The sequence below is a fragment of the Alteromonas sp. V450 genome, from assembly GCF_001885075.1.
Lineage (GTDB): Bacteria > Pseudomonadota > Gammaproteobacteria > Enterobacterales > Alteromonadaceae > Alteromonas.
Genome location: NZ_MODU01000004.1, coordinates 3,118,511 through 3,143,689 on the forward strand (window position 1 = coordinate 3,118,511; position 25,179 = coordinate 3,143,689).

26 protein-coding genes are annotated in these 25,179 nt (G+C 44.5%); 9 read left to right on the plus strand and 17 right to left on the minus strand.

Features of this window, described 5'->3' with window-relative positions:
- The first annotated feature begins 9 nt into the window (after positions 1-9).
- The gene (locus BK026_RS13580; RefSeq protein WP_071816338.1) at positions 10-1,629 is read left to right on the plus strand and encodes a general secretion pathway protein GspF; all 1,620 of its coding nucleotides are present in this window, start codon (positions 10-12) and stop codon (positions 1,627-1,629) included.
- Between the two features lie 56 nt (positions 1,630-1,685).
- Here BK026_RS13580 and BK026_RS13585 read toward each other — a convergent pair whose 3' ends face one another.
- Positions 1,686-2,654, minus strand: a complete 969-nt coding sequence (locus tag BK026_RS13585; RefSeq protein ID WP_071816340.1) for an FAD:protein FMN transferase — start codon at positions 2,652-2,654, stop codon at positions 1,686-1,688.
- 476 nt (positions 2,655-3,130) lie between these two features.
- Positions 3,131-3,280, minus strand: coding sequence for a hypothetical protein (locus BK026_RS19695; protein ID WP_177247917.1), 150 nt, complete (start codon positions 3,278-3,280; stop codon positions 3,131-3,133).
- A 233-nt stretch (positions 3,281-3,513) separates the two neighbouring features.
- Here BK026_RS19695 and BK026_RS13590 point away from each other — a divergent pair, with 233 nt between their 5' ends.
- The 3 genes from BK026_RS13590 (at position 3,514) to BK026_RS13605 (ending at position 6,323) form a co-directional block, all read left to right on the plus strand.
- Positions 3,514-4,728: an MFS transporter gene (locus BK026_RS13590; RefSeq protein WP_071816341.1), complete on the plus strand. Its 1,215-nt coding sequence runs from the start codon at positions 3,514-3,516 to the stop codon at positions 4,726-4,728.
- A 430-nt stretch (positions 4,729-5,158) separates the two neighbouring features.
- Entirely contained in the window at positions 5,159-5,932 is a 774-nt protein-coding gene (locus BK026_RS13600; RefSeq protein WP_071816345.1) for a siderophore-interacting protein, read from the plus strand.
- A 199-nt stretch (positions 5,933-6,131) separates the two neighbouring features.
- On the plus strand, positions 6,132-6,323 hold the full coding sequence (locus BK026_RS13605) for a CsbD family protein (protein ID WP_071816347.1): 192 nt from the start codon (positions 6,132-6,134) through the stop codon (positions 6,321-6,323).
- 97 nt (positions 6,324-6,420) lie between these two features.
- On the opposite strand, the gene BK026_RS13610 is transcribed toward BK026_RS13605, so the two are convergent.
- The 4 genes from BK026_RS13610 to BK026_RS13630 all read right to left on the minus strand — a co-directional run bounded on the left by BK026_RS13610 (position 6,421) and on the right by BK026_RS13630 (position 9,524).
- A protein-coding gene (locus BK026_RS13610) for an IS3 family transposase (protein ID WP_143142110.1) occupies positions 6,421-7,625 on the minus strand; the annotation gives its coding sequence in 2 pieces (ribosomal slippage) (positions 6,421-7,253 and positions 7,253-7,625; 1,206 coding nt in all).
- Between the two features lie 102 nt (positions 7,626-7,727).
- Entirely contained in the window at positions 7,728-8,249 is a 522-nt protein-coding gene (locus tag BK026_RS13620) for a hypothetical protein (RefSeq protein ID WP_071816348.1), read from the minus strand.
- Positions 8,239-9,027 carry an anti-sigma factor gene (locus BK026_RS13625; RefSeq protein ID WP_256253940.1) on the minus strand — a complete coding sequence of 263 codons (789 nt, stop codon included), beginning with the start codon at positions 9,025-9,027 and terminating at the stop codon, positions 8,239-8,241. The genes BK026_RS13620 and BK026_RS13625 overlap by 11 nt, the downstream gene beginning before the upstream one ends.
- On the minus strand, positions 9,027-9,524 hold the full coding sequence (locus BK026_RS13630; protein ID WP_071817662.1) for an RNA polymerase sigma factor: 498 nt from the start codon (positions 9,522-9,524) through the stop codon (positions 9,027-9,029). The genes BK026_RS13625 and BK026_RS13630 overlap by 1 nt, the downstream gene beginning before the upstream one ends.
- A gap of 264 nt (positions 9,525-9,788) precedes the next feature.
- Here BK026_RS13630 and BK026_RS13635 point away from each other — a divergent pair, with 264 nt between their 5' ends.
- Entirely contained in the window at positions 9,789-11,216 is a 1,428-nt protein-coding gene (locus tag BK026_RS13635; protein WP_071816352.1) for a S8 family serine peptidase, read from the plus strand.
- Positions 11,217-11,248: 32 nt separating this feature from the next.
- Here the strand turns inward: BK026_RS13635 and BK026_RS13640 are convergent, their stop codons facing one another.
- From BK026_RS13640 to arfB, 4 genes are all read right to left on the minus strand, one after another.
- Entirely contained in the window at positions 11,249-12,268 is a 1,020-nt protein-coding gene (locus tag BK026_RS13640; protein WP_143142128.1) for an outer membrane beta-barrel protein, read from the minus strand.
- Positions 12,269-12,505: 237 nt separating this feature from the next.
- Positions 12,506-13,363 carry a hypothetical protein gene (locus BK026_RS13645; RefSeq protein WP_071816354.1) on the minus strand — a complete coding sequence of 286 codons (858 nt, stop codon included), beginning with the start codon at positions 13,361-13,363 and terminating at the stop codon, positions 12,506-12,508.
- Between the two features lie 127 nt (positions 13,364-13,490).
- Complete coding sequence (locus BK026_RS13650; RefSeq protein ID WP_071816356.1) at positions 13,491-14,168, minus strand: hypothetical protein; 678 nt, start codon at positions 14,166-14,168, stop codon at positions 13,491-13,493.
- Between the two features lie 125 nt (positions 14,169-14,293).
- Entirely contained in the window at positions 14,294-14,710 is a 417-nt protein-coding gene (gene arfB, locus BK026_RS13655) for an alternative ribosome rescue aminoacyl-tRNA hydrolase ArfB (RefSeq protein ID WP_071816357.1), read from the minus strand.
- 130 nt (positions 14,711-14,840) lie between these two features.
- Between arfB and BK026_RS13660 the strand changes: the two genes are divergently transcribed.
- Positions 14,841-15,791, plus strand: coding sequence for an alpha/beta fold hydrolase (locus BK026_RS13660; RefSeq protein WP_071816358.1), 951 nt, complete (start codon positions 14,841-14,843; stop codon positions 15,789-15,791).
- Here BK026_RS13660 and BK026_RS13665 read toward each other — a convergent pair.
- The 4 genes from BK026_RS13665 to BK026_RS13680 all read right to left on the minus strand — a co-directional run bounded on the left by BK026_RS13665 (position 15,788) and on the right by BK026_RS13680 (position 17,675).
- A complete protein-coding gene (locus BK026_RS13665) occupies positions 15,788-16,219 on the minus strand; it encodes a hypothetical protein (RefSeq protein WP_256253812.1) in 432 nt (143 codons plus the stop codon). The genes BK026_RS13660 and BK026_RS13665 overlap by 4 nt on opposite strands.
- Positions 16,220-16,288: 69 nt before the next feature.
- Entirely contained in the window at positions 16,289-16,735 is a 447-nt protein-coding gene (locus BK026_RS13670) for a hypothetical protein (RefSeq protein WP_071816360.1), read from the minus strand.
- A gap of 100 nt (positions 16,736-16,835) precedes the next feature.
- Complete coding sequence (locus BK026_RS13675; RefSeq protein WP_071816361.1) at positions 16,836-17,399, minus strand: CBS domain-containing protein; 564 nt, start codon at positions 17,397-17,399, stop codon at positions 16,836-16,838.
- Between the two features lie 42 nt (positions 17,400-17,441).
- Positions 17,442-17,675: a hypothetical protein gene (locus tag BK026_RS13680; protein ID WP_071816362.1), complete on the minus strand. Its 234-nt coding sequence runs from the start codon at positions 17,673-17,675 to the stop codon at positions 17,442-17,444.
- Between the two features lie 460 nt (positions 17,676-18,135).
- Between BK026_RS13680 and BK026_RS13685 the strand changes: the two genes are divergently transcribed.
- Positions 18,136-18,663, plus strand: coding sequence for a cytochrome b (locus BK026_RS13685; protein ID WP_071816363.1), 528 nt, complete (start codon positions 18,136-18,138; stop codon positions 18,661-18,663).
- Positions 18,664-18,685: 22 nt separating this feature from the next.
- Positions 18,686-19,252 (plus strand): YceI family protein, encoded by a 567-nt coding sequence (locus BK026_RS13690; protein WP_071816364.1) that lies wholly within the window; start codon positions 18,686-18,688, stop codon positions 19,250-19,252.
- A gap of 76 nt (positions 19,253-19,328) precedes the next feature.
- Here BK026_RS13690 and BK026_RS13695 read toward each other — a convergent pair whose 3' ends face one another.
- Both BK026_RS13695 and BK026_RS13700 read right to left on the minus strand, forming a co-directional pair.
- Positions 19,329-20,621 carry an NAD(P)/FAD-dependent oxidoreductase gene (locus BK026_RS13695; protein ID WP_071816365.1) on the minus strand — a complete coding sequence of 431 codons (1,293 nt, stop codon included), beginning with the start codon at positions 20,619-20,621 and terminating at the stop codon, positions 19,329-19,331.
- Positions 20,622-20,806: 185 nt separating this feature from the next.
- The gene (locus BK026_RS13700; RefSeq protein ID WP_071816366.1) at positions 20,807-22,876 is read right to left on the minus strand and encodes a TonB-dependent receptor; all 2,070 of its coding nucleotides are present in this window, start codon (positions 22,874-22,876) and stop codon (positions 20,807-20,809) included.
- A 311-nt stretch (positions 22,877-23,187) separates the two neighbouring features.
- On the opposite strand from BK026_RS13700, the gene BK026_RS13705 reads away from it, so the two are divergent.
- Entirely contained in the window at positions 23,188-23,631 is a 444-nt protein-coding gene (locus tag BK026_RS13705) for a DUF2721 domain-containing protein (protein ID WP_071816367.1), read from the plus strand.
- 34 nt (positions 23,632-23,665) lie between these two features.
- On the opposite strand, the gene BK026_RS13710 is transcribed toward BK026_RS13705, so the two are convergent.
- Entirely contained in the window at positions 23,666-24,700 is a 1,035-nt protein-coding gene (locus BK026_RS13710) for a 5'-methylthioadenosine/S-adenosylhomocysteine nucleosidase (protein WP_071816368.1), read from the minus strand.
- Between the last annotated feature and the right edge of the window lie 479 nt (positions 24,701-25,179).

Below are 25,179 nucleotides of genomic sequence, written 5' to 3' on the forward strand. Positions count from 1 at the left end.
ACAGAAGCCATGGCCAAACTAACGTCACATTTTTTTAAAAAACGTCCTAAGCAAGCTGCCAGCCCTGATGCACCGCTTTATCACCTCGATCATAGCAAGCCTATGACCAGGCGAGAATTTATCGCACAAGGCTTTTGCACTGGTGCAGCCACCGTAATGGGTGGCTCGGTATTAAGCTTGTTTGCCCCCCCCCACAAAGCCCATGCTACGCTATCTCCCGATTTAGAAGCACTAAAAGCCAGCTGTGGAATTGCGTCTCAGGGGGCGGGTAAAATTCCCTTTATCACTTTTGACCTTGCAGGCGGTGCAAATATAGCCGGCTCAAACGTACTTGTTGGTGGTCGCGGCGGGCAGCTAGACTTTTTGAGCACGGCTGGTTACAGCCGGCAAGGTTTGCCCGGAGATATGGTACCTTCAATAGCCAATCCAGACACGGGGCTTTCCGATTTTGTTAACTCAGAGTTGGGCTTGGCATTTCACAGTGACAGTGCCTTTCTACATGGAATTCTAGACAAGGTTAGCGTAACTAACCGGGCTAATATCAATGGTGCTGTTATCCCTGCACGTTCTGAAAATGACACAGGCAACAATCCCCATAATCCAATGTATGGCATAAACAGAGCTGGAGCAGACGGCTCATTACTAACCCTCATTGGCTCTCGCAATAGCGATTCAGGGGGAAATTCTATGGCTCCGGCAGCAATGATTGATGCGGCTGTGCGTCCCACAAAAATAGATAGACCCTCAGACGTAACAGGGCTTGTTGATACTGGCGATCTCGTTGGCTTGCTCAGTCAGGAAGATTCGGTTGCAGTGATGGAGTCTATTCAGCGCATTAGCGATATGAAGCTTAACAAGGTCAATACCCAGATTACCGCTGACGACGTCATTAAAGACATGGTCCGCTGTGGCTATGTTAAAAGCGCAGACATAACTGATCGCTTCGGCGACCCGACTACTCTAAGCCCAGAATTAGATCCAGTTATCGTGGGTGAATCGGGTATTTTCAGTCAGGATGAATTTAATGGCGACAGCGAATTTAGAAAAACCGCATCGGTGATGAAACTGGTAATGAATGGTTTCGCGGGTGCAGGAACGATAACCATGGGTGGTTATGATTATCACGATGGAAGCAGAGCTACTGGCGAAGTGCGTGATAGACGAGCAGGACGATGCATGGGCGCATGTTTAGAATATGCAGCACGCTTAGGTACACCATTAATGATGTATGTTTGTAGCGATGGCTCGGTATTCAGCAACGGCATGATTGACGATTCAGAAAATGGACGTGGAAAAGGAGTGTGGACTGGCGATAATTCATCGACGTCCGCCTCTTTTTTCCTTGTATATAATCCAAATGGCGCTCCTCAGTTATTGGGCGCCAATGCTGATACAAAGGCACAGCATCAACAATTGGGGTACATGCGCAACGATGGTTCGGTAGAAACTGCGTCTACGCCTGCGGCAAATAACGTGAACTTGCTCGTTGAGACCGTCATACTAAATTACTTGGCGTTACATGGCGAGCAAGGGCAGTTTGCTCAACTATTTCCGGGGCATGGCCTAGGCAGTTCTGCCCTTATGGATAGCTTAACCGCGTTTGAACCGATAGTAAGCGGCACAATATAACATCGATTAAAAAAACGAGAAAAAGCACAGCTAGCGTGTGCTTTTTCAACGATTTGCTATTGGGTTAGCCCGTTTGAGTAATGCAATCTTCGCGTGTTGTCTAATACGATAGCTTCATAATCAGGCAATGTGTTAATCAGTGAGATCCCCGCTTTCACGCCCATAACAAATACGGTGGTAGACAATGCATCATTCGTGAGGCTGGAGGGGCCTATAATAGAGACCGACTGTACTTCATAAGCCGACTTACCCGTCTTTGGCGACAAGATATGATGATAGCGCTCACCGTCCTCTTCAAAAAAACGCTCGTAGTCACCTGACGTTGATATCGCGATGTTTTCCAAAGGTAATGTAACCGCCTGGCGATCTTCATTTCTCGGGTCTCGTATCCCTACAATCCATGGGCGACCTCGTCTATCACCTAATAATCGCGTATCGCCTCCGGCCGTGACAAGGGCGTGCTTGATGCCCATCTTAGCCAGCGCTTCAATAGCGGCATCCACCGCATACCCTTTAGCAATACCACCTAAATCAATTTTGACATCAGGGTGAAGGAAGCTGATAGAACGCGACGTGCTGTCTAAGACAATGTGACGGTAATTAATTGCGTCTAGCGCACCGTCTATACTTTCTTGTGATGGTTTTGCGCGTGCTCTGTAGTCATACATGAACCCAACACTCGCAAACGTTATATCGAAGGCCCCCTCACTTAATTCACTGAATGCAACGGCGTTTTCAATGACGTTAAATAGTGCTTCATCAACCACTACCGGTCTGGTTGCCGCATGGGTGTTAATGGCATAAAGTTGGCTTGACGCTAAATAGGGACTCATCAGCTGATTTACAGCGTTCATTTGCTCAAAAACAATCTCAATCGCCGCTGTGCCTTTGTCACGCTCCTCTGCCCACACTTGGACCTCAATGTTCGTTCCCATAATATTTTCTTCCCCATAATGCCATTTACCAGTGGCATTCGGGTGCGCAAAAAAAGCGTAAAGGCATGTCAGCAGTGCGAGCTTTCTCATTTGGTCTTAACCTGTATTTATTACATTGCCACCTTATCACAGATAGCTAACTTTTATGCGCCGCATTAACGTTATCGAGCTTCGATATTGCATTATCCTCTGCCTGTTCTTCTCTCTTGTCATCTGTTTGATAATCACTACACAGAACTAGGAAAAAAATACAGGCCTGATGACGCCAGGAAGTTTCACTTAACGTTCAGAACACAAACAAAATATTTTAAAGCCTTAATTTCAATAACTTAAAACAAAGCATTTGAAAAATACTCACTTGGCACAGATTACGCATATATTAGACTAACGAATAAGTGCAGCGCGCAGTTTGTAGCTAGGATAGCTTTAGCGACGGAGAGGCCAAGCCGCGTAGATGATAAATACTGAAGGTGACGACATAGGAAGTAAATGGAGTGGTCGCCAAGGACAAATGGACGAGACAGTATTTGGCATTAAGGGACGACTGTAGGAGATTCGTTGAACTGCTATTCGATGGTGAGGTTAGGTAATAGATAACCTAAATAAACTCGCAGGACGCACGGCTCTTGTTTCATAAGGAATGCAAGCAAGCGCTGAGTACCTACATCGTAAGCACTGACAGTGATGTCTTGTGCAGCAAGGGACTGTTGACCCAATTTGGCTCCGTTGAATGTACGTGTGTGTTGCTTCAGCGAGACCATTGTGAGGACACTGGTAATGTCGTCGATGTTGCTAGTGAGTCGTCAACCGACGACTTCCCTCTCCCCTCTAAGGCCCATCCCGGCCTTTACATACCTCTGATTTTGGCCCGCCTTTGGCGGGCATTTTTTTACACTCAACTATGGTAACATCACTTAGACTTTTGCCGCTTATATAACGAGCTACCCGCGTGATATCGCCTTCTGCATCTACTGTTGTTTTTAAAGTTCTTTTTTGTGCACTGCTTGCTACGTCTGTGGGCCAAAGCGTTATGCTGACCACGCTCCCCTCTATGGGCCGCGAGGCAAACCTGTCTGAATTTCACATAGCAACAATCATGTCTAGTTCGGCGCTTATTTTCGCATTTGGTACCAATGTTTGGAGTAAGGTAGCAAAGCGGGCCGGGTTTAAGCGTATTCTTATGGTGGGACTTACCGGCTATAGTATAGGAACATTGGCCTTTGCAAGCGCATGGATGGCGGGATTTTCGGGTTTCATTAGCGGCACCAATTTGTTTCTGGCGCTTCTAATAAGTCGCAGTTTACAATCTACAATTATGTCTGCAACGCCTCCCTCGGCCGTGGGTTATGCTGTAGCTATAAGTTCGCCGCAAGCTAGGGTGAGCGCAATTAGCAAAGTAACCTCAGCAAGTAATGTCGGGCAAATTGTTGGGCCCGCATACGCGGGCCTTTTAGTAGGATTTGGTTTACTCGTGCCCTTGTACAGCATTGTTGTGTTGACACTTTTAGCACTGGCATTGGTGTTTTTTAAACTTCCAGTGTTGGCGCCGTCATTACAGCATCATACCCCTTCACATCCAGGCCAGAATACGCAACCATCTACTAAAATGCCTTATATTTTTGTTACCGCATGCGTATGTGTATTTTGCGCTATGGCAATGATGCAGCAATCTTTAGGCTTCTTTTTTATCGACTTTTATCATTACACCCCAGTTGAAGCTGCTAGACAGGTAGGTTTCGCGATGATGATAAGCGCCGCTGCTTCGCTCACTGCGCAATTTGGGTGGGTACAAAAAGGGCGCATGAGTAAAGAAACAATGATCTCATTAGCACTTCCGCTTCTCGGGTTAGCGTACTTATTACTCTTTATTCAACATTCAATATTTGTGCTTTATATCGCAATGATATTGATGGGTTTAGGCATGGGCATGGCGTACCCTTCATTAGCAGCTGCCGCTACCACCTATTGTACACCATCCCAGCAGGCATCAATAACGGGGTTGATTACGGCCACCACCGCCATGGGCTATGTGATAGGGCCTCCTGTCGCTGCACTTCTCTATCAATTAAATATCGCATTGCCTTTTGCTGTGGCGTCGGCATTAATTGCAACTACTGCATGTGTTGTCTTTTTAGCGCTGCGCAAATCAAATGGGCAAAGTTAGACGAAGGCAACGATAAACCTAATATCAACCTGTATAAATAGTAATAATTGGTTTTCCTTGCGCCTTTAAAAGGTATTTAATTTTTTACCTTTTATTTTTAAAAAGGCGGAACCTTTTTGAAATTTGGTTATCTTACTAATACATGAAGTCGTTGAGTGTTCGTCTTTATGGTGTGTAAATGTGTTTTCCAAGTTATGTTGTGGTTTTTTAAGGGGCTTTTTAGCCCCTTTTCTTTTGCCTGCTTTTTCCCACATCAGCCCACGTCTAAAACGACGCTTCTGTATACTTTCCCACAATGGTAACCACTGTTTTTCAGAGCCTGCCTTTAATCTAAAAAATAGGATTAAAAAAACTAAGTTGTTTCATTCTAACAGATGCAAATGATAACTATTATCATGTAGTATTTCTTTAGATTTCTAAGGAGAAGCTAATGTCTAAACCCCAAACTCGCCAGGCTGTTGTGACGCACTCTGTTCGTATAACCCCTACTATGCAGCGCGTCTTTCTAAGTGGTGAAGACCTCCGTACTTTCCCTGCTATGACCGCTGGTGCTTACGTAAAGCTTATGTTTGATAAAGACGGAAACCCGCTTACCAAACCTACAGATATGGGCCAAGTGGCAATGCGTACTTACACGGTTGCTCACTTTGATGCAGATAAACCTGAAATGGTTTTGGATATGGTTATTCATTCAGATAACGGAAAAACAGGGCCAGCTTCCGCTTGGGCTACAAGTACTAAACCTGGTGACGTTATTACATTAGCAGGTCCAGGTTCGAGCAAAGGCTTAAATGAACATTACAGCTGGGTACTCCTAGCAGGCGATATGACTGCTCTTCCCACTATTAGAAATCACCTTGCGGCACTTCCCTCTCGTGCCAAAGGTTATGCAGTAATTAAAATTGAAGATAAGCAAGATGCGGTTTCGCTGGAAAGGCCCGATGGGGTTAGAGTGATATGGGAGCATGAGAAGTCTTTGCCCTACCGCCTTTCACAGCTAGATTGGTTAGAAGGTGATCCTACCGTTTGGGTTGCGTGTGAATTCTCCGATATGCGGGCGATACGTACATGGCTTGGGAGTGAAAAAAAAGTGGCTCACGAAAGACTGTATATCAGTAGCTACTGGAAAAAAGGTTGTAGCGAAGATCAACACAAAATAGAGAAAAGGCAGGATAGTGAAGCCTTCGCCAAAACCTTAGCTTAACGCCTTGTTCAATTTTTTGTAGCGTTTGCAACTGATTGTAAATTGTGCATGAAAAATGCTGCCTCAATATCTACGCTTTATATAATATCCATTATTATCAGCAACCTATATCATGGAATACGTTTTGCTCTCACTTGTACAACTGGCAATTTTTTTCGTCAGTTTTCTCAACCAATTGTTTAAGTAAGGAGCGCAAGTTATGAACAGTGATCGTATTGAAGGTAATTGGAAAGAAATGAAAGGTAAGGTTCAACAGAAGTGGGGGAAACTTACCGACGACGACTTAGATGTGATAGACGGCCGCCGTGAAGAACTAGTGGGAAAAATTCAGCAGGAGTACGGCAAAACCCGTGATGAGGCTGAAAAAGAGGTAGACGCATACTTCAATTAATGCCTTTACCGGCGTAACACGAAAAGCGAAAGCCTTCTGCTTATTCAAGGCTTTCCCGCAACTGACTAGTCCTGAAATAGGTTGACACTTATTTCGGTTAAAACGCCCGATGTATTTCATCGGGCGTTTTGTATTTAAGGGCCTGATGTGGCCGCCTACCATTATAGATTGCTATTGACTCTGCAACCATCTTTCTCGCTTCTTCTAAATCTCGTGGCTTATGGAGTAAGTATTCATTTTTAAGAATACCGTTTATTCGCTCTGCAAGGGCGTTTTGATAGCAGTCGTAGCCATCTGTCATCGAGCACTGTACATCATGTTTTCTATGGAGTTTTTGATACTCTTCTGAACAATACTGTATACCTCTGTCTGAGTGATGCACGAGCTTTTCTTTTGTACTTTTTTGTTTAAGCGCTCGAGTAAATGCTTGCTTTACTGACTGCGTTCGCATGTTATCGTCAACCTGATAGCCCACAATCTTCCGCGAATAAGCATCTGTAATGAGACTTACATAACTCTCTCCACTTCGCGTCGGTAAGTACGTGATATCCGCTACCCAAAGCTGATTGGGCTTCTCTGCTTTGAAACCCGCTTTAATGAGATTAGGGTGACGACGGAACCGATGATGGCTGTTGGTTGTTTTGTGATACGCGCGCTTTGTCGGCACCAATAGCCGCTTTTCTCTCAGTAAATTAAAGAGATGGTCTCTCCCGATATCCATTTTTTCGAGCGCAAGCAGATACTGTAGTTTCCGAGTGCCGATGCGAGGTTGCATCATTCGCTCCTGACGGACGAACTGAATGACTTGACCTTCAAGCGCTTCGCGCTTGAGTGAGCGAGCGCAGTATTGGTAGTAAGCCTGACGAGAAATCTTCAGGTAACGACAGGCTTTGGCAACGGACACTCCGCCTATCACTTTTTCTTGGATGACTTTCTTTTGCGCTTTTTTACAACGCTTACTCCATAGTCACTTTCAAGGACATTTACAACGGCTTCAAAGAAATCAGCTTTCATTTTTGTATCAGCAAGCTCTTTCTCTAGCGCTTTAATTCGCTGTTCGGGGGTGAGTTCTGCTTTGGGTTTATCCACGACGTGGCCTCGCGTTAGAAACTTCGGTGTTCCATCCGTCCAATCTAAACGACCGTGCTTACGAAGCCAAACTAAAACAGTTGAGCAACCTTGTATTCCGTAGTGATCTTGAGCCTGCCTGTAGGTGAACTCGCCTTTTTCAACTTGGTCTACAACAGCCAATTTAAAAGCGAGGGAATAATCACGTTGAGTTCTTCTGCTATTTGATTTCATTACACTCTCCAAAATAAGTTTGAAAAGTGTCAACGCTATTTAGGATGGGTCAAACCAAAGAAAAAAGGGCAGTATTCTGATGATACGGCCCTTTTTTCTTGCTTAATCATCTATTTTGGGCTGCAGATTTTCACGTACTTCTCTTGCGTCAAAACTGGTTATCGATGTAGGCCTTGTTCCCTTACCTATTTCAATGTTTAAGATACTCTCAATCTCACTTTGCTGAGACCCACCTATAAACACCCCAGTTTCAAGTTGCGTTGTCGGGTGATAAGACGTACGGCATGTGAGCACGCCACAGTCAGTAACCCTTGCGTAGCGTCGGCTAAATCCAGCTGTAGGTGAAGTTTGAACCGTTTCCTTGTCTACAAGCGTTTCGCGATCGGTTACGACAAACCAATCGTAACCTCCTAGCAGCGTAAGTTCGGCGGCGCGCAGCATGGCATAGTCCATCGCTTTACCTTTATCAGACCCTCGCGCTTTAAAATGCACGCGATATTGCGTTTCACTTAATTTGCTTTCGGTGTAGCCGAAGCCACCTTTTTTGGCCTGTTTATAGTCCGATTGACTCGCACAGCCTGTCATTATCAGAATTGCAATAGCTAACATAAATTTAGTTTTCATCATTTACTCCTTTGACCGCATTAACTTGCCACAATGACGCAATTGCGCGTTCTTCTTGCTCTCGGTTTAACGGCGCAGACGCCATCATGTTATCTAATTCATCTTCCAACAACTTAGCACTTGTGGCAGTTCGATACTCGCCCGTGCTTTCAGTTAGCTTATGCACTTTGCTAGCGGCAAGCTGCCATGTACCTTGATTATTTTTACAAGCAATCATCACGTTAAGTTCGCTCTGCGATCCAACTTGTGCTTGCCGGCAAAAACTATGTTCCGTATTTAAAAAAGATAGCTGTGGCGTCACTGTGACACCACTTGCCAATGTGGTAGCTTCACCCGTTAAGTTGTTATCTAATACAGACGATACACTAGCCCAATGTGACGGCTCGGTCGCTTCACTCCCCTGTTGATTTAGAAACACCAGTCCTGCTAGCGCAGCTACACTTGCTGCCACCGCAAATGGCGTCTGCCAAGCTGCACGTGTGCTGCGCTCGGCACTTTGCATCTTGTCTTTTGACGATATGGGTACAACATTCTCTGCAGCGGGTGCTTTAAGCGCCGATACTATGTTTTTATCATCCAGTAGACTAATAATTTCTTTAGGTAGCGCACCTGCTGTTGCCTTTTCAGCAGCGACTTTAACAACCCTATCTACTTCAGCAAGAGCAGCAAGTCTGTCTGAAATTGTCATGTCCAGCGCTATTGCTTCGCGGATCTCATCCATTTGCGCAGGCTCTAGCTCTCCATCTAAAAAAGCTGACAGTTTTTCATCGGTGAACATCACGATAGCACCTCGTTTTGACTATTTAACAAGTTAGAAATCTTCGCTCTTGCTCGAGCAAGACGGCTCATGATGGTACCCTTTGGCACTTGTAAAACGTCAGAGGCTTCGGCATAGCTCATTCCTTGTACAGCAACTAATGAGAGGGTTTCTCTTTGCTCGCAGGGCAAGTCATCCATCGCACTTGAAACCTGCTTTAGCGTGACAGCTTGTGTTATTACTTCATCCATATCAGCGTGGCAGCTCGCAGAATTCGCCTCATAAGAAAGCGTATCGTTCGCATGAACTCGTACTTTCTTTGCTCTATACTCATCTATCCAGCAGTTGCGACATACTCTGAATGCCCATGCCATGAGTGTAACTTGGTCAGGAAGTGGTTTGCTTAATAATCGTTCAATTGTGGTTTGGAGTAAATCATCGGCGTCGTGCAAATTACCCGTCAATGAATACGCAAACTTTCGCAAAGACGGAACAAGTTCAATCAACTCTTCTCTCATTTTCATGTACCTTTTCGAAGAATTCCGTTATTTATACCCTGTTAACGAGCCACTTAACTTTTTATTCCATGAAATTCGTATTTTTTTAAAAAAGATAAAAGGCGCGTAAGCGGAATTTTTTTTCTATTTATTCGTCACTACAAGACAATGGTCATACTCAGAAGCCGCTTTTTGCTTCGCTATCGAGTACAAAGAGCTTGGCACATTTTATGCCACTCTCACATGATGCGTTGATTCAATTAAACAATGGCGTAAGGTAACAAGATGAAGAATGCACTCATTGTGGGTATTGTAAGTTTGCTTGCAACATCGATATCACAAGCTCAACTTACAGGTACGTTAGATCAAGTGATATCTCCCGTGCGTCCCATCATTGATAGAGCACCTTCAGATTTAAATACCATTCGCGAGCAAGCACGACAAAAATTACAATCTTCTGTAAAAGACGCAGGCGAGTTATCTACGCTGTCTGTAGACATACTCGATAGCATTCCCACCCCTCGCTTTACTGTACCCGCCGCAAAAACGATTCTGTCTGCATCAGGACAGAAAATCATTGATGAGATTGTCGTTGAGAATGGCTTTCTTGCAGTAGAAAAGGAGTGGCTTTTTTTGGGTGAGGAAGCGGACAAAGTTCATTTTCATAATATGCATTTCACGATTGTAAAAGCCCAATATTTACCTGCATTCTCTCAATGGCTTTTTAAAGTTAAGGTGACAGGTAATGAGGATGAAGTGTTGCATATTCGCAACAGCTTACCTGAGAAACTACAGTCTCAAATCGGAAGAAACCACATTTACTTGTCGCAAAGCGGTAACGAAATCAACGAACGAGAGACAAAGCTTAAGCAGCAGATAACAGCACCAACACATAAATTAAGATCTCAAGTTTGCTCAATACCGCTGCGTATCGGTATGGTGGATACGCATGTATCGCCAACACATCCGTCACTTTCACATCTTACCCTCTCGCAAGCCTCCTTCATCAAAGGTCAGCAATTGGATAGCAACATCCCTGGAAATGTTGACGATAGTAAAGCGCTCATCAACACATCGAATACACAGTATGAGAGCGCCCCTTTTTCCTCTGAACACGGAACAGCTGTCGCCAGCTTGTTGGCCGCATCATTACCCCAATCCAGTCAGTTGTTTAATGCCAGTGTTTTTTATTCACGTAACAGTATTTCTCAAGGTGCGACATTAATGTCATTGATTGAAGGGCTTAACTATTTAGCATCGCAGCATGTAGATGCGATAAACATGAGCCTTGCTGGCCCAGACAACCCCATCCTGGCGCGCATAATAAAGCAATTGGATAAACAAGGTATTCAAATAGTAGCAGCGGTAGGAAATGAGGGGCCCGCGTCATTGCCCTTGTATCCTGCTGCCTACCCCGAAACGCTTGGCATTACGGCCGTCGACAACGCACATGTGATATACAGGTGGGCAAATCAAGGTGATCATGTGGATTTTGCTGCACTGGGTGTTTCGGTAGATGTCGCACATCCAAATGGAAAAACGGTTAGACAAACAGGTACCTCGATGGCCTCGCCTCGCGCCACAGCGCTATATGCCTGCTTTTTACGAGAAAAAAAAGGAAGAAATAGCGCCTTAGTAGCACTCAAGCAGTCGGCGTTTGATGCGGGCTCACCAGGACGAGATCGTGTGTTTGGTTTTGGTATATTACCTTGAACCCAAAAAGTACCGTCAGTATAGCTGGCTCACTAGAAATGAACATTAATGCCAACCTCTGCGATGGTTTCTTTATAATTTGCGCCTTCCACACTAGAAGCGAAGTCTCCATATTGGGTAGAAAGCCTGATATCAACGTTCTCATGAACTGCATAATCTGCACGCATTTTAACCACGTGTCTGTCATCTTCTCTGCCGATACCACCACTTTTTCTTGAAGCGTAATCTCTTACATCCAATTGATAAGCAAAGGTTATATCCAACGGTTTACTAAATATCGCGAACGGATACGTATACGCAAGGTCAATACCCCTACCTGAGTAGTCGAACACTGTATTTTGGGCCTTTTCATTTTGATACTTAAGTGCAATTTGAAAAAAGTCTTGCCCTTCAAAAAAGTAAAACAAGTCACTACGTACAGCAATGGCCTCGCTGTCTCGGTTTGGCTCATTCTCGGGTATATTTTCAAACTGCTTATCTATAATGTCGCTACTTATGCGTAAATAAGTGCGTTGTCCAAATAGTTTCCCTGCTGACATTCCGTATTGTTGGTAGGTTAAAAAGTCACGGCCATCAAGCTTTGCACCCGCGTGGTAGTAGTGTAAGCCTAATTTCGCAAAATCAAATGCATAGCTGGTGCTTGCAGACAATGTAGTGAGCGCAAGGTCAAACGCACTTAACGTTTGATACTGCGTGTTGGCCTGACTTATCGATAAAGCAGTTTCCCACTTGTCATTCGGTTTCACTGTTACCTTAAGCTGTGCATCCAATTGCGTTGCACCGTCGGCCACATCAGAATTCGTGTCTAATTCGCTAACGCTTACGTTACTGTCATGACGATAGCCGAAATAACCAGAGCCTGAAAAAGATAGCACGTTTTGTTCAGAACGTTCTTCGTTGGTCTCTTTTGTATTCGTTGGTTGGCTATCGGCAGCGCCAAAGCACGCGCAGCTCCCTAATAGAGCGGCAGCTCCGATGTATAATATAAGCGTGTTCCCGCGCTCAGCAGATAGCGGCTTTATTTGAAAAAAGGGCGAAGTTTGCATATTCATTGTTATTACCTTAAGCAGGAAAGAGGGGTAACGATTGCTTTATTGGTCTGTTCAACGCAGTGATTTTGCACATATCAATCTGTGTTGTGATTTAGTGATAAGCATGCCGATAATGGGTCAGAAATCACGTATCTTTATCCATCCCTTTAGGGGGATGGATAAAGATTGTGAAGAGCAATAATCATTCGTTGTGTAAGCAGTCTCTTCGTTTGAACATTATTGGTATGAACCAATACGCTATAGACCTAAAACGCCGGTAATATTTGCAGTAACGCTTTCGTTGACCGTACTTGTAACTGCGTCTTCAACCGTTGCAGAAACCGATTTCTCAACAGTAGTTGAAACGGCTCCTTCAACCGAGCCCATCACTGCGTTAGCAAGCGCTCCTTCAACAGCAGTGACTGCCGTTCCTGAAACCGCGCCTGCCACAGCACTACCCACAGTATTACTTACTGAGCCACCTACCGCGTTTTCAACCGTTCCAGAAACCATTCCCTGTGAAGTACCCACTTCTTCGGCACCAAGAACATCTAAGGCTCCCACTGATGACAACGCAGATAAAGAACCTGACGCACTATTGTTCAGCGTTCCCGTTAACGATGTTGCCACAGAACTTGTTGTTTCAGAGGCCAAAGACGCGGCGTCATTAAGCGATGCTTGCGACGCTACGAGCACAGAGGAGGTTGCTGTAGACGATAGCTGCTGAGCGCCATTCGCCACTAAGTTTACGTTGGACATCGAGGTTTGTATTGCTTCCGTAGACGCTGTCTGCTCTGAACCACCTTCGCTTGTTTGCTCAGACATCGCCTCAGGAGACTGGTCTGCTTGTTGGTCAGCCGACAAGTCATTATCCACTTCAGGTACAGATAATTGCCCATTTGTGTTGGCTGCTCCTGCTACAGACACCGCACCCTGCGAAGAAGCTACGGCATTGACTTGATTAGAAGATTGGGCATTTTCACTGTTCGCAAATGAAAATGACGCTGACGTTGAAGCACTTGCTGACATGTTAGTAGAAACCGCCGCTTCTTGAGCGAACCCTGACATTGACGCCACACCTAAAGCCAGTGCTAGTGCAGTATTTAACTTTTTCATCCGATTATCTCCGTTTTTCATAAAGGACACAGAGATAACGTATAAATGCGGGCGTATATTCCCCACGCCGATAAAAAATTTTCGGCGAAGTGAGGAAGTGATAGTGAAATAAGGAAGTGCGGAGGAGTTAATTTGCCGTTGCGTTTACGCTTTTTTCCCACCAAGGCAAAGAAAAATCAATATTATCTTGGTCGAGCGTGTTGGCGTATTTCATCTTCACGGAGCTCCAGAATGCCGCTTTAAAGATGGGATCATAAATAACAAACTCGCCTTTCTCGCGATACTGTTCAAAAAGCTTTTGGTACGCGCCGACAGGCGTTAGTGGGTTGTCCTGTCGAAACACAACATCGCCGCCATACGTTTCAAAAAGGGCTTTAGACACTTTCCAACTTTTCGCCATACCCTGAGCCATAGCCAAGCGATATCGCTCTAGCTCGTCCTCTTTTAAGCTCGCATTATCATCGAGCTCTACCGTCCACATTTTAATAACGGTATAGGCAGATTGGATTTCACTTTCGCTCGGCTCAATGGCATTTTTATTTGCAAAATCGGCTAATACGGATTCAGTGATTTTGTCGCCAAGTGCTCGCTGAGCCAAAATACGGCGCACTTCCTTTTCCGACTTATCGCTGAGGATCGATTGAAAGCGTTCTACATCTTTTTGATTAGGCTGAAGATCGCTATTTGATACAGGTTTATCGAATAAACGCGCTATTATTTCATTTGCTGCTTGAGGCGTATTTATTCCTAGCGAAACAACTATGGCGGCAAAAAGTACCATAGGAATTACGTCTGAACGAGTCACTTTTATATGCTTCCTTTAGTCCAATATTTAGCACAAACACAAGACACATTACTTGTTGATTAAAGAACTTTCCGTTGTCTTGAGAAATGACATCTTTATTAGACGATAGTCTAGGCTATTGTTGTTTAGAATTCCACTTTCTTGCGCATAGATTTTTTCACACTTTGCTGCTTTTTTACTTCACCACGCCGCACTTTTACTGCCTTACTTGGTTTTGTCTCGCGACGCGCTTTTTGCACAAGTGTAGCTTCGCGTATCCAAGCGACTAACCGTTTTATTGCATCTTCGCGATTTTGTTCTTGAGTGCGATAATTCTGTGCTTTGAGTACGAACACGCCTTCATTGGTAACTCTATTATCTTTAGCGAGTAACAGGCGCTCCTTGAGTGCGTTGGGAAGCGAAGAGGCATTAACGTCAAATCGCAGATGAATAGCACTACTCACTTTATTCACATTTTGACCACCACTGCCTTGAGCGCGGATAGCCTGCATTTCTATTTCACTATCATCAAATGTTATTGATGACGTCACTCTTATTTCCATGACAACTCTCTATTTAACGTTTTAACACTCATCACATCATCAATGTGAATAATAACGCATACTCGCTACTTAGTTGACCTATCTAGATTCAATCGATAACTTAGCGTTATACATCTAAGGATTAACTTATATGATTGTCGCGTTCTTCATTATTACTGGTTGTATCGTTGTATGTATCAGCTTTACTGCCAAAATTGACCGAAGCATAGCATCGAATTTCAATGCAAAAGGAAAGTTAACCCCTGTAAGTGGCGGACGTGTGCATTGGACTGTGCAAGGAAACGGCAACGGCCCCTCACTTATATGCATTCATGGCCTGCTTGGCAACAGCGACAACTTTTACGCGCTCACCAAACATCTTGAGAAGACTTACACCGTTTACTGTGTTGATCGCCCAGGTAGCGGGTTTTCTCGCCGCGCACCAGAAACATCGGCTTCATTTGAAACGCAAAGCGCGATGCTTTTGGAATGGATGTCAAAAGAAGGAATTGATTCTGCGTTTTTAGTTGGGCACTCGATGGGGGGCGGCGTTGCACTTAGAATGGCAATTGATGCTCCCAACAAAATTAAATCCGTGTCATTGCTATGCCCATTAACTACACCGCTCAAAAAAGGTGCAGGCCCATTATCCATGCTCTATATTCCCAACGAGATAGTACGCAACGTGTTGTCTAAGACTATTGCCAGTCCACTAAGAGTAAAGGTTGGTAAAAAACAGACGAGGGAAATTTTTTCACCAGAACCCGTGCCACCATCATTTGCTATAGCGGGTGGCGGGCTTTTAGGGATACATTCTCGCAGCTTTTATGAGGGCAGCAAAGATACCGTATCTGCACAAGGCAGTTTGTTTAGACAAGAAAAGCGCTATAGCGAAATACGATGTCCTGTGGGAATACTTTACGGGGAAAAAGACCGGATATTAGACCCTACACAGCACAGTAGCGCAGTAACGAGCAAAATACCTCACGCAAAAAGTAAGTTAATAAATAACGCAGGACATATGATCCCCATCACACAGCCGTTAGTGTGTGCTGAATTTATCAATGTTATAAACAAGTCTAACGCACTGCTAAACGATTAATGTAGCGCTACATTACGGTAACTAAGCGCATGATGTTGACTTGGGGCAGTAAAGGCAAACAATGACTGATTATGCCCGGTTTGCTTTAAACTGCGCAGCAAATCAGTCACACTATCTATACCGTCTTGCGTTTTGCACATCGCGTATGGGCTTGTATTTAAATCTATTTGGAAGCCATTAAACCATCCTCTCATTGCGTCAGTGTTCCCTTCTGACACGGTAATGAGTAAATGATACATACGAATAAACGCGAGCTGTTTTCGATACTCTGGGGAGCCACTCTCAAAGCCTAACAAAGTAGACTCTGCTAAATTCGAAGAAGAAATGCCTAATATTTCAGAAGCTTGCTTAATGCTGAGCCCTAACTCTTGATAGGCCCAAGTAAAGGCCTTTGTCACTACGCTAGTTGGAAATAGTGTATTTTTCACGCGCGTACCTCGCATATTTATGTTTGTTTTTTACGACTTCACATAAAGCGTTGCGAAATACATACCAAATTAACGCTTTGCGGCCACTGCGTTTTGATGAAGTGCTAGTGCTTCCATATCAATGTCATAAGCGAAACCTCGAAGCCACTCGAGGCCCTCTTCTAAGGTTTCAAAAAATGAAAATTCAACGCCTGTTTTTCGATATGAACGCTTGAGCTGCGCTTTCGTCATGGCCTTTGCAGTAGACTGCCCCATGACAAATGCTATATGACTTAACCCCAACTGCTTTACCGCCGCTACTCTTTCACTGATGAAACTCTCTGCATCTGGCACTAACAGTGACTCTCCCATTACTGCAACCACATCTCCCCATAAACGGGAATGCAAACATTCAGATTTGGGCCGATAGTCAGCAACAAATTCATTAACACATTCTATATTCCATGGCCCGTAGGCTTGTGTAACCATTATCCCACCACAACGCGTAGTGATAAATTCACCATGTGCATACTGCATTTCATTCCCCGCATAGTTACAGAAGTAAAAAGCCCCCCTTACACACCAAGCATATTCAGGGTATGTAAGGAGTATGGCTCAATTTTCACCCACATTGAAATTATGCGCTTAAAATACCAATAAGTTCTGCAAAGGTTGGTTTACCCTGAATATCTAACGGCAATTTCAGCGCGCGGGCAATATCACTCACGCTGATCACACCACGCACCTCGTGCGATGCACGGTCCATTACCAAGCAGTGATGCTGACCATAGTTTTTAAGGGTTTCTATGACATCTCCTACACTCGATTTTACGAGCTCGCCAAAGTCAAACGACATAAGTGATGTTTTAATTCTCATACAGTCTGCTGCGCTGATTTCTGGACGAGTTATTCGCAACGCTGTCATACGCTTAATAAGTGCCTGTTCGCCAACATCTTGGTCTGTGATGATACCCACAAAGCGGTTATGCCTATTTACAACCAGCATCATACGAACGTGTGATTGCCGCATAATCCCTTCAATCTTGTCGGCCCGTGTGCGCTCGTCGATAACGTGAGGCAAGTGTTGTTTGAAGTCCGTAAAGACCGCCATAGCAGAAGAATTAACAGTGACAGTGTTTTTAATTACCGGCCATGCTAATGCATCGATTGTTTCAGTTTTATAAAGATTCAAGGCGTGCATACCTTTCTCCTAATCAATAGTTAAAAATGGTTTTCATAATGATTAAGTGAAAGACGGTGGCCCTCGAATGATGTTAGCGCGCAGCCTAATTGAGGCTTTTGCATCAATCGCTTTACCAGCCGAAAATCGGTATTTTTCCAAGCCATTGGTGATGTTGAAAAACGAAATGCCATCGTCAATGTCGTCTTCAGATACTTCAGAAGCGGCGCTTTCCCATTCTCTAATGAGGGTTGAAAGCGTATTTGCACTGTTCGACTGCCCCGCAATATTTTGCACACTTCTTCCCTCTCCCAATACGGAGACGGATACTAGTGATGAAAATAACGCTGGCAGAATAACGGCCAACAAAACGTACGAAGCGCGCAACGCGTACAACCTCTACTGAACTAAACAACATTGAAGCAAGGCAGTCACTTTTGTTACTGCCTGTTTAAACTATAAGAGTATTTAGCGCGTTTAATAGAGGTGCTTAACCCATTTTAACGACCATTAAACGACACATCGTGGAAAACTAAACGTGTCGCAACTCAGGTTTGAGTGAGTTGCTTACTGTACATTCGTTCTAAAAACAAGAATAAACACTCCCATTAAATGTGATGTTTAACCAACGTAATTAGAAATACACTAAATTCACTTGGTCCATTAGGTGTTTTTCAGCGGGCTTATAACGGTTGAGATGGCGGATTAACTTAAGGCGTGAACAACCTAACTGCTAGTAAATAATAACGGAAGTGATATGAAACCTAGATGGTCCAGACCTATAGTTATTTTGCATTGGATATCTGCCATTGCCATTGTCGGTATGTTTGCTTCAGGGCTGTGGATGGTCGACCTCACGTACTACAGTGACTGGTACAAGACGGCGCCCCATTGGCACAAGAGCGTTGGATTAATTTTGCTAACCATCACTACGATTCGCTTAGTCACACGCGTTGTTACTTCAAGGCCGCCGTCACATGGCGCTCCGTTTGAAAAAAGATTAAGTCGTATAGGCCATGGGCTTCTCTACACCTTGATTATCATGCTTTTCGCCAGCGGCTATTTAATTTCAACGGCCGATGAAAGAGGTATCGATGTATTTAATTGGTTTTCTGTACCTGCAATGGGGGAGTTCTTTGAAAATCAAGAAGACATTGCAGGAGAGGCCCATTTTTATATTGCGTGGTCAGTGATTGTATTGGCGATTATTCACGCGCTGGCTGCGCTGAAACACCACTTTATTAGTAACGATGACACACTGAAGCAGATGTTACGGCTTCGATGATATTGAGGAAAAAGGAGAAATGATGAAGAAGTTAACACTTGCCTTGGCCGCTGCGCTGTCTTTAAGCACCGCTAACGCCGCAGATTATGTGATTGATAGCAAAGGCGCCCACGCGTCTATCAACTTTAAAATTCAACACTTGGGCTACTCGTGGCTTACGGGTCGCTTCAACGATTTTAAAGGTACTTTTAGTTACGATGACGCAGCCCCAAGCGCAGCAAAAATTATGGTGACTATCGATACCGACAGTATCGACTCAAACCACGCAGAGCGTGACAAGCACCTTAAGAGCGACGATTTCTTAAACGTTGACGACTTTCCAGAAGCGAAGTTTGTCAGCACAAAAATTGTCAATAAGGGCAATGGTATGATGGATGTAATGGGTGATTTTACGCTTCACGGTGTGACAAAACCGATTACTATTGAAGCCAAAAAAATTGGCGAAGGTGAAGACCCATGGGGCGGCTATCGAGCAGGCTTTATGGGCACAACGATAATTGCACTTAAAGACTACGGCATAGACTATGATTTAGGCCCAGCGTCGCAAACGGTAGAATTAGAGCTTCACGTTGAAGGCGTGAAGCAATAGCTATTTACATTTAGTCCCAGCGGACTAAATTTACGATTTTAGAAAGCCCCAAACATGGGGCTTTCTTTATATGTGGTTAGTGAAGCTTCAGCTTAGGGCTGATGGCCTGACTTAACTTCTTCACAAGGAGCTTTAGAGCACCTTTAATTTTTCCGTGTACAGCAAACTGGTGCATATTATACAAAGAAACGTAAACCAACTTAGCTAGACGCCCTTCAATGAACATACTGCTGTTTGACAGTGACCCCATTAAGCTTCCAACAGTGCTGTATTTACTTAAGTGAACCAAGGATCCATAGTCCTTGTAAGTAAAATCTTTCGTGTCTTTTTGAGTAAATAACGACGTTATATTATGCGCAACAATATCCGCCATTTGGTGGGCAGACTGCGCTCGAGGCGGCACCCATTTCCCATTTTCCTGCTGGAATCCACAGCAATCGCCTAACACCCAAATATTCTTATGAGATGAACTGCGAAGCTGCTTATCAACAAGAATTTGATTGGCTCTGTTCGTTTCAAAAAGCGCAAGTTTTGTTATGAAGTCTGGTGCTTTCACCCCCGCAGCCCACACCATTAAATCAGCATCAATCCGGCCACCGTCTTTTGTGATCAGCCCTTTCGCGTCAGCTTGAGCCACCATAGTTTGCTCTTTAATGTCCACGCCCAATTTATGCAGTGCTTTTCTTGCAGAATTCGCTATGCGCTCTGGCAATGCCGGTAAAATTCTATCGCCAGCCTCGACTATTGCAATTTGAAGGCGCGAAGCCGACATGTCTGGCATGCCGTAAGCCTTAGACAAATTCGCCACATGGTGAAGCTGTGCAGCTAACTCTGTACCCGTTGCCCCAGCACCTACAATAGCGACTTTAATTTTGGCGTCTTTATCTTCTTGTTGATTAATGCGAATAAGCTGATTAAGAAGCGCACGATGAAAGCGTTCAGCTTGCTTTAACGAGTCGAGGAAGTAGCAATGCTCAGCAACGCCAGGTGTGCCAAAGTCGTTACTTACGCTGCCAACAGCGAGCACTAACTGGTCATAATGAATTTCGCGTTCGGGCAAAACCTGTGTCCCTTCTTCATCGTTTAAAGGCGACAAGGTTATAGTTTGCGCTTGCGCGTTAAGCGAGCACATTTCACCTAATTGGAAGCGGTAATGATGAGCAGCAGCGTGAATGGCGTAGTCCACACCATCTGAATGTTTATCAATTACGCCGGCAGCCACTTCGTGTAATAGCGGCTTCCAGATATGGGTTCGACTGCGGTCGACGAGGGTAATTTCGGCTTTTTTCTTTCTCCCGAGGGTGCGGCTTAAGCGACTGGCTAATTCAAGACCACCAGCACCGCCACCAACAATTACTATTTTTTGCATGGGTATACCTATTAACAATCATTCCACGTATGTCGCCTAACCTTTGCAAGCGCAATACATGGCGTGACTGAGACCCATGCTGATGCCTACAGACTACGCCTGATGCCGTTGGGGTACAAGCAAATCACGGCAATAGTCTGTATTTTCACGTTTAATAATTACCTATTACCGTTGTTTATTTAACCCTACAACGTAAACGATGCTGTTATCATGAAGTTTCGAGGCCGTCCCGGAAAGTAACGTTGGCCTGTAAAGCTTGTAAAATCAGCGCGTTCAGCGTAGTTCGTATCAAATACATTATTAACCCGCGCATACAGCGTTACGTCTTCATTCACGCTATAACGTACACGCGCATGTACCAAGTCATGCCCCTCGTATTCGTTGAGATTTTCGGCGTCGGTGAAATAGCTTGAAACATGCTGCCACTCAAACTGCGTTTGTACCTTTCTTGATACATCAAAGCTTAAGCGAGTGTTAAACTGGAGTTTTGGCGCCGTATCAATATCGTTACCTTTAATGTCTTGTTCGCCTGAAAGCTGATTGTGCTCGTAGGTATGCCTTGCATAGGAACCAGCAAAGTCTAGGCGAAGTGCGTTACTAAGCTGCTGGTCAAAAGACAGCTCTACGCCTCTGTGCCACGTTTCGCCATTGCTTACGTTGAAAAAGTTGCTATCGCGGTAAATAACATTATCTTTTTGCAGGCTGTAAAGGCTAAGCGTATAGCTGCCGTTAAATAGCATACCGGTAACACCCACTTCGATATTATCGGCCGTTACCGAGTCAAGATCAGCAACGGTCTGTGCACGCTGCAAGCGATAGAGCTCTGTTGCTTGAGGCGCGCGATAGCCTCTTGCAATACCGCCAAATAACTGGGTTTCAGGGGTAAGTTGATAACGAAGTGAAAGCTTCGGGCTAAAGTTATCAAAGTCATTTTTACTATCTGCGGGTCTGGTGTATCTGCAGCCCCCAAAACCACACTGTGTGCCATCTTCGCGTACTCGACCTACATTCATATTGTTGGTGTAATCGTACCGCATAGACTCAAAGCGCCCGCCGACAGATATAGCCCAGTGTTCAGTTTGCCAATTAAAACTAAGGAAAGGTGCAATTAACGTGGCATCTACATCGTAATCGTAGTGCTTACCTACGGGGATAGTTTCAACCAAAAAAGCTGACCCTTCTGTCTCGCTGTCTTGTGACTGGGTCAATTCACCTTCTGTGTATTCTACGTCTAATCCTATATCCGCACTTAGACTGTCATTGATAACGTAATTGAACTGAGACAGCACGCCAATACCTTTTTGCGCATTCGTCTCTAGAGGTTTACCGGGTAAAAAGTGCATTCTGAAACGCATGTCCTGATTGCGTATATAGGGCGTAATTGACAGCGCGTGCCCACCGTTAAAGCCAGTATCAAACTTGCTCCAGAACCTAAAACTCTCCGCCTTTCGAAATGCTTCTGGGTTTGGGTTGCTTTTGGCTATTTGTGTATTTTTGTAACTTTCAAACCCTTCGATATAGCCGGCGGTCTCTTGGTCTAGATGAGTATAGGTTAGCCCACTAGTTATAACTGTGTTATCCCACTCTAGCCTATGACGAAGCGAGACTTTTTCTTGATCAACGCCTTCTTCATCTCTGTACCCAGTGTCTCTGGTAACACTAGCAGCAATACCCACGCCGCTGTTTCCGAAGTCTTTCCCTTCTTTAAGCTTTACACGATGAAATCCATAAGACCCATAATCAACGCTAAGCTCCCCTTCGCCCTGGGTTGTGTCAGGGGTAATCACATTAATCACACCATGTATTGCATTAGAGCCATAAAGCGCTGACGCTGGCCCCTTCATTACATCAATACGCTGTGCAATTTCACCGTGAGCTTCAAACAACTCGTTAATATTACAAAAACCTGCTGCACGTAACGCGATACCGTCTTCTGCTGCTAAAATTCCGCCGCACGCGCCTGCGCCGGTTAACACTGGCGAACGAAGGGCAGGCAAATACTCTTGCCCATTGCCCCTCTGCACGCCGGCACCCGCGATGTAATTTAGCGACTCTTGAATATGTTGAAATGAAAGCAGCGAAATCGTTTCTTCTGAAATAGACGCCACTGCGTAGCCAGAAGCATTCACACTCCCTTTTATACGAGAAGATGTCGTTTCAATTCTTTCTATTTCAGTGGTTTGTTCAGCAACGGCGGCATGCGAAAGCAAAGAAACCGTTAGCAACGACAGAGGAAAGCTTGGGGCAAAGCGCATTATCTATCCTTATGATGACAAAATGTTTTTTTAGTAATGGGGCTAGTGTATCGTTAATTTAGGTAAGAATGGGTTAAAACTCGCTAAACTGTTACGACGCCTGATAATTAAGCATGTCTCTGACCAATACGTTGGCGTAGACTTTGCAAAAAAACTTTACTGTCACAACATAAGTTTCAGTTCTATACACTGTTTTTTCTGTACGTTGATATAACGCATATAGACTGACTGTGCGTCAATAGATAGCAGCAATGGGTTAATTACTCTTTGCCTGATGTAAAAACACCAAACTTTGTTCGCTGGAGGAACCATTGGACACACTTATTCCTAGTCTTTCACAGCTTATTGAATTTGCTGTTGCTCCCGTATTTTTACTCACCGGTATTGCAGGCTTTCTCAATGTAATGTCGTCTCGGCTGGGCCGAATATCAGACAGAGTTAGGGTGGCAGAGCGTCAAATTCACACGCTTTCCGACCCCCACATTGTGGACCGCTCTAAAAAAGAAATTAAAGTGCTATGGCGTAGAGTAAAAGTAATTAATTGGGCTATAGGCCTTTGCGTGGCGGCTGGTTTAATGGTGTGTACAGTTATCATGGCGCTATTTTCAGGTTCCTTGTGGGTAGTCGACTTGAAAATGCCCGTTATTGTACTTTTTATTCTTGCGATGATGTTTTTGATAAGTGCGCTGATTGTGTTTTTAATAGAAGTTAAACTAGCTACCAACACCATCAATATGGTACGCACAATTCGCTAGTAAAGCAGGCGAAGCATGGCTTCGCCTTGCAAAACTATTGAGGCTTTTTAGCAAGTGTATCAAGGATTGAAAACAGCACGTTTGCGCCTATTCGCGATACCTCTTTGTCATATTTATGTTCAACGTTTACGCCAATCTGTCCACCTGCTAGGTCACTTATGGCTCTTACCACAACCCAATCAACATCATTAATAGTGCACACTTGACCAATCGCTGCCGACTCCATTTCTGTTACTTCGGCATTAAAAACCTCTCGCGTCCACTTTCTGTAATCACGATTATCCATAAATACCGAACCCGTTATACCGTTACCACCCACGAATAATGTTGCATCTCTTTCATTCAATACACGCTGTGTAGGAAGAGCCGCTATGGCGTGTTTCGCCGCGTCTAATAAGCGTGGCGTGGCGCTGAAGTAAGCAGTATCTCTCGGCTTGTCCATTCCCTCTTTTACGATAAGTACCTCATCAGGGTGTATAAAGTGAAATGGTTTGTAACGAGGAAGATAAGGGTCTTTTGCTCTTCTCGCATCTTGCTCTTCAAGAAATGCAGCGTAGTACTCGGGTAAAATGTACTGGCCAGGAGACGCGGGATCTTCATTGGTGTACACACTTTCATCGTGATAATACCAGCGAGCAGGGACAATAACGTCACCAGGGCGCCACTTCGGGTTTACCGCCCCCGCAATCCCCATGTAAACCACCTGTTCTACAGGAAAATAATCTAAGGCCATTTGCATTGTCATCGCAGCATTGGCAACGCTCATTCCCGTGGCAAATACTAAAATCGGCGTATCGTGATACGTGCCAAGCCGATAAGTGACCCCTTTAATCACTGTGGTGGAGTGTATGGCCGCATTAGGATCCGCGTTGATTCGCTCAAGAATACTGTCCATCTCGGGCGCATAAGCTACCGTTATTGCCGTAAAAGTTGGGCCCGAAAACGTGTTAGGTCCAAACTCGATTGCGTTTACTGCCCCTTTTCTGTCTGTGCTAGTACAACCTACTAGCAGTAAATATGGCAGTAACAAAAAGACCAAAATTATGCGTTTCACAGCAATGTATTTCATCGTAATAGGTGCCTTCAATAGCTAATGTAATGGTTAATACCAACCCGCATAAATATTTGCCTACTCAGAAGGCGCTGGCAAGCATCATAACGAAGCGTGGGAATGCAGGAATGCTGTTCCCCTTCAAATTCCCAGAATCAAGCTAGGAAATTTGCCAGGCCTCCCCGAAGGGTGAATTTAAAATGTCCGTACTCTTTGTTATATCACCTTGTTATAGAACCACTATTCTTGCAGTAACACACCGCCATTACGAACATTTTAACTCTCGCTGAGTGGGTAATGGTCTATGCGGACTGGTATAACCTACCATTAATTTAAACGGATGAAAGTAACAAACATGCGGCTTTACATTAATCAAACGCTTTCTACCCACCCGCATGAATACAAAAAGCAGGCATTGGCAGTCTATACGCTGAAAAATATTGCGTTTAAAGAATGTGTAAATGTGGGAATGAAAACGCTAAATTGCAATTAAATAA

Excerpts from the sequence above, each read along its gene's own strand:
- BK026_RS13580 (WP_071816338.1), top strand. The coding sequence starts at position 10 with ATGGCCAAACTAACGTCACATTTTTTTAAAAAACGTCCTAAGCAAGCT.
- BK026_RS13585 (WP_071816340.1), bottom strand. The coding sequence starts at position 2,654 with ATGAGAAAGCTCGCACTGCTGACATGCCTTTACGCTTTTTTTGCGCAC.
- BK026_RS13600 (WP_071816345.1), top strand. The coding sequence starts at position 5,159 with ATGTCTAAACCCCAAACTCGCCAGGCTGTTGTGACGCACTCTGTTCGT.
- BK026_RS13605 (WP_071816347.1), top strand. The coding sequence starts at position 6,132 with ATGAACAGTGATCGTATTGAAGGTAATTGGAAAGAAATGAAAGGTAAG.
- BK026_RS13620 (WP_071816348.1), bottom strand. The coding sequence starts at position 8,249 with ATGAAAACTAAATTTATGTTAGCTATTGCAATTCTGATAATGACAGGC.
- BK026_RS13625 (WP_256253940.1), bottom strand. The coding sequence starts at position 9,027 with ATGTTCACCGATGAAAAACTGTCAGCTTTTTTAGATGGAGAGCTAGAG.
- BK026_RS13630 (WP_071817662.1), bottom strand. The coding sequence starts at position 9,524 with ATGAGAGAAGAGTTGATTGAACTTGTTCCGTCTTTGCGAAAGTTTGCG.
- BK026_RS13635 (WP_071816352.1), top strand. The coding sequence starts at position 9,789 with ATGAAGAATGCACTCATTGTGGGTATTGTAAGTTTGCTTGCAACATCG.
- BK026_RS13640 (WP_143142128.1), bottom strand. The coding sequence starts at position 12,268 with ATGAATATGCAAACTTCGCCCTTTTTTCAAATAAAGCCGCTATCTGCT.
- BK026_RS13645 (WP_071816354.1), bottom strand. The coding sequence starts at position 13,363 with ATGAAAAAGTTAAATACTGCACTAGCACTGGCTTTAGGTGTGGCGTCA.
- arfB (WP_071816357.1), bottom strand. The coding sequence starts at position 14,710 with ATGGAAATAAGAGTGACGTCATCAATAACATTTGATGATAGTGAAATA.
- BK026_RS13660 (WP_071816358.1), top strand. The coding sequence starts at position 14,841 with ATGATTGTCGCGTTCTTCATTATTACTGGTTGTATCGTTGTATGTATC.
- BK026_RS13670 (WP_071816360.1), bottom strand. The coding sequence starts at position 16,735 with ATGCAGTATGCACATGGTGAATTTATCACTACGCGTTGTGGTGGGATA.
- BK026_RS13675 (WP_071816361.1), bottom strand. The coding sequence starts at position 17,399 with ATGCACGCCTTGAATCTTTATAAAACTGAAACAATCGATGCATTAGCA.
- BK026_RS13685 (WP_071816363.1), top strand. The coding sequence starts at position 18,136 with ATGAAACCTAGATGGTCCAGACCTATAGTTATTTTGCATTGGATATCT.
- BK026_RS13690 (WP_071816364.1), top strand. The coding sequence starts at position 18,686 with ATGAAGAAGTTAACACTTGCCTTGGCCGCTGCGCTGTCTTTAAGCACC.
- BK026_RS13695 (WP_071816365.1), bottom strand. The coding sequence starts at position 20,621 with ATGCAAAAAATAGTAATTGTTGGTGGCGGTGCTGGTGGTCTTGAATTA.
- BK026_RS13700 (WP_071816366.1), bottom strand. The coding sequence starts at position 22,876 with ATGCGCTTTGCCCCAAGCTTTCCTCTGTCGTTGCTAACGGTTTCTTTG.
- BK026_RS13710 (WP_071816368.1), bottom strand. The coding sequence starts at position 24,700 with ATGAAATACATTGCTGTGAAACGCATAATTTTGGTCTTTTTGTTACTG.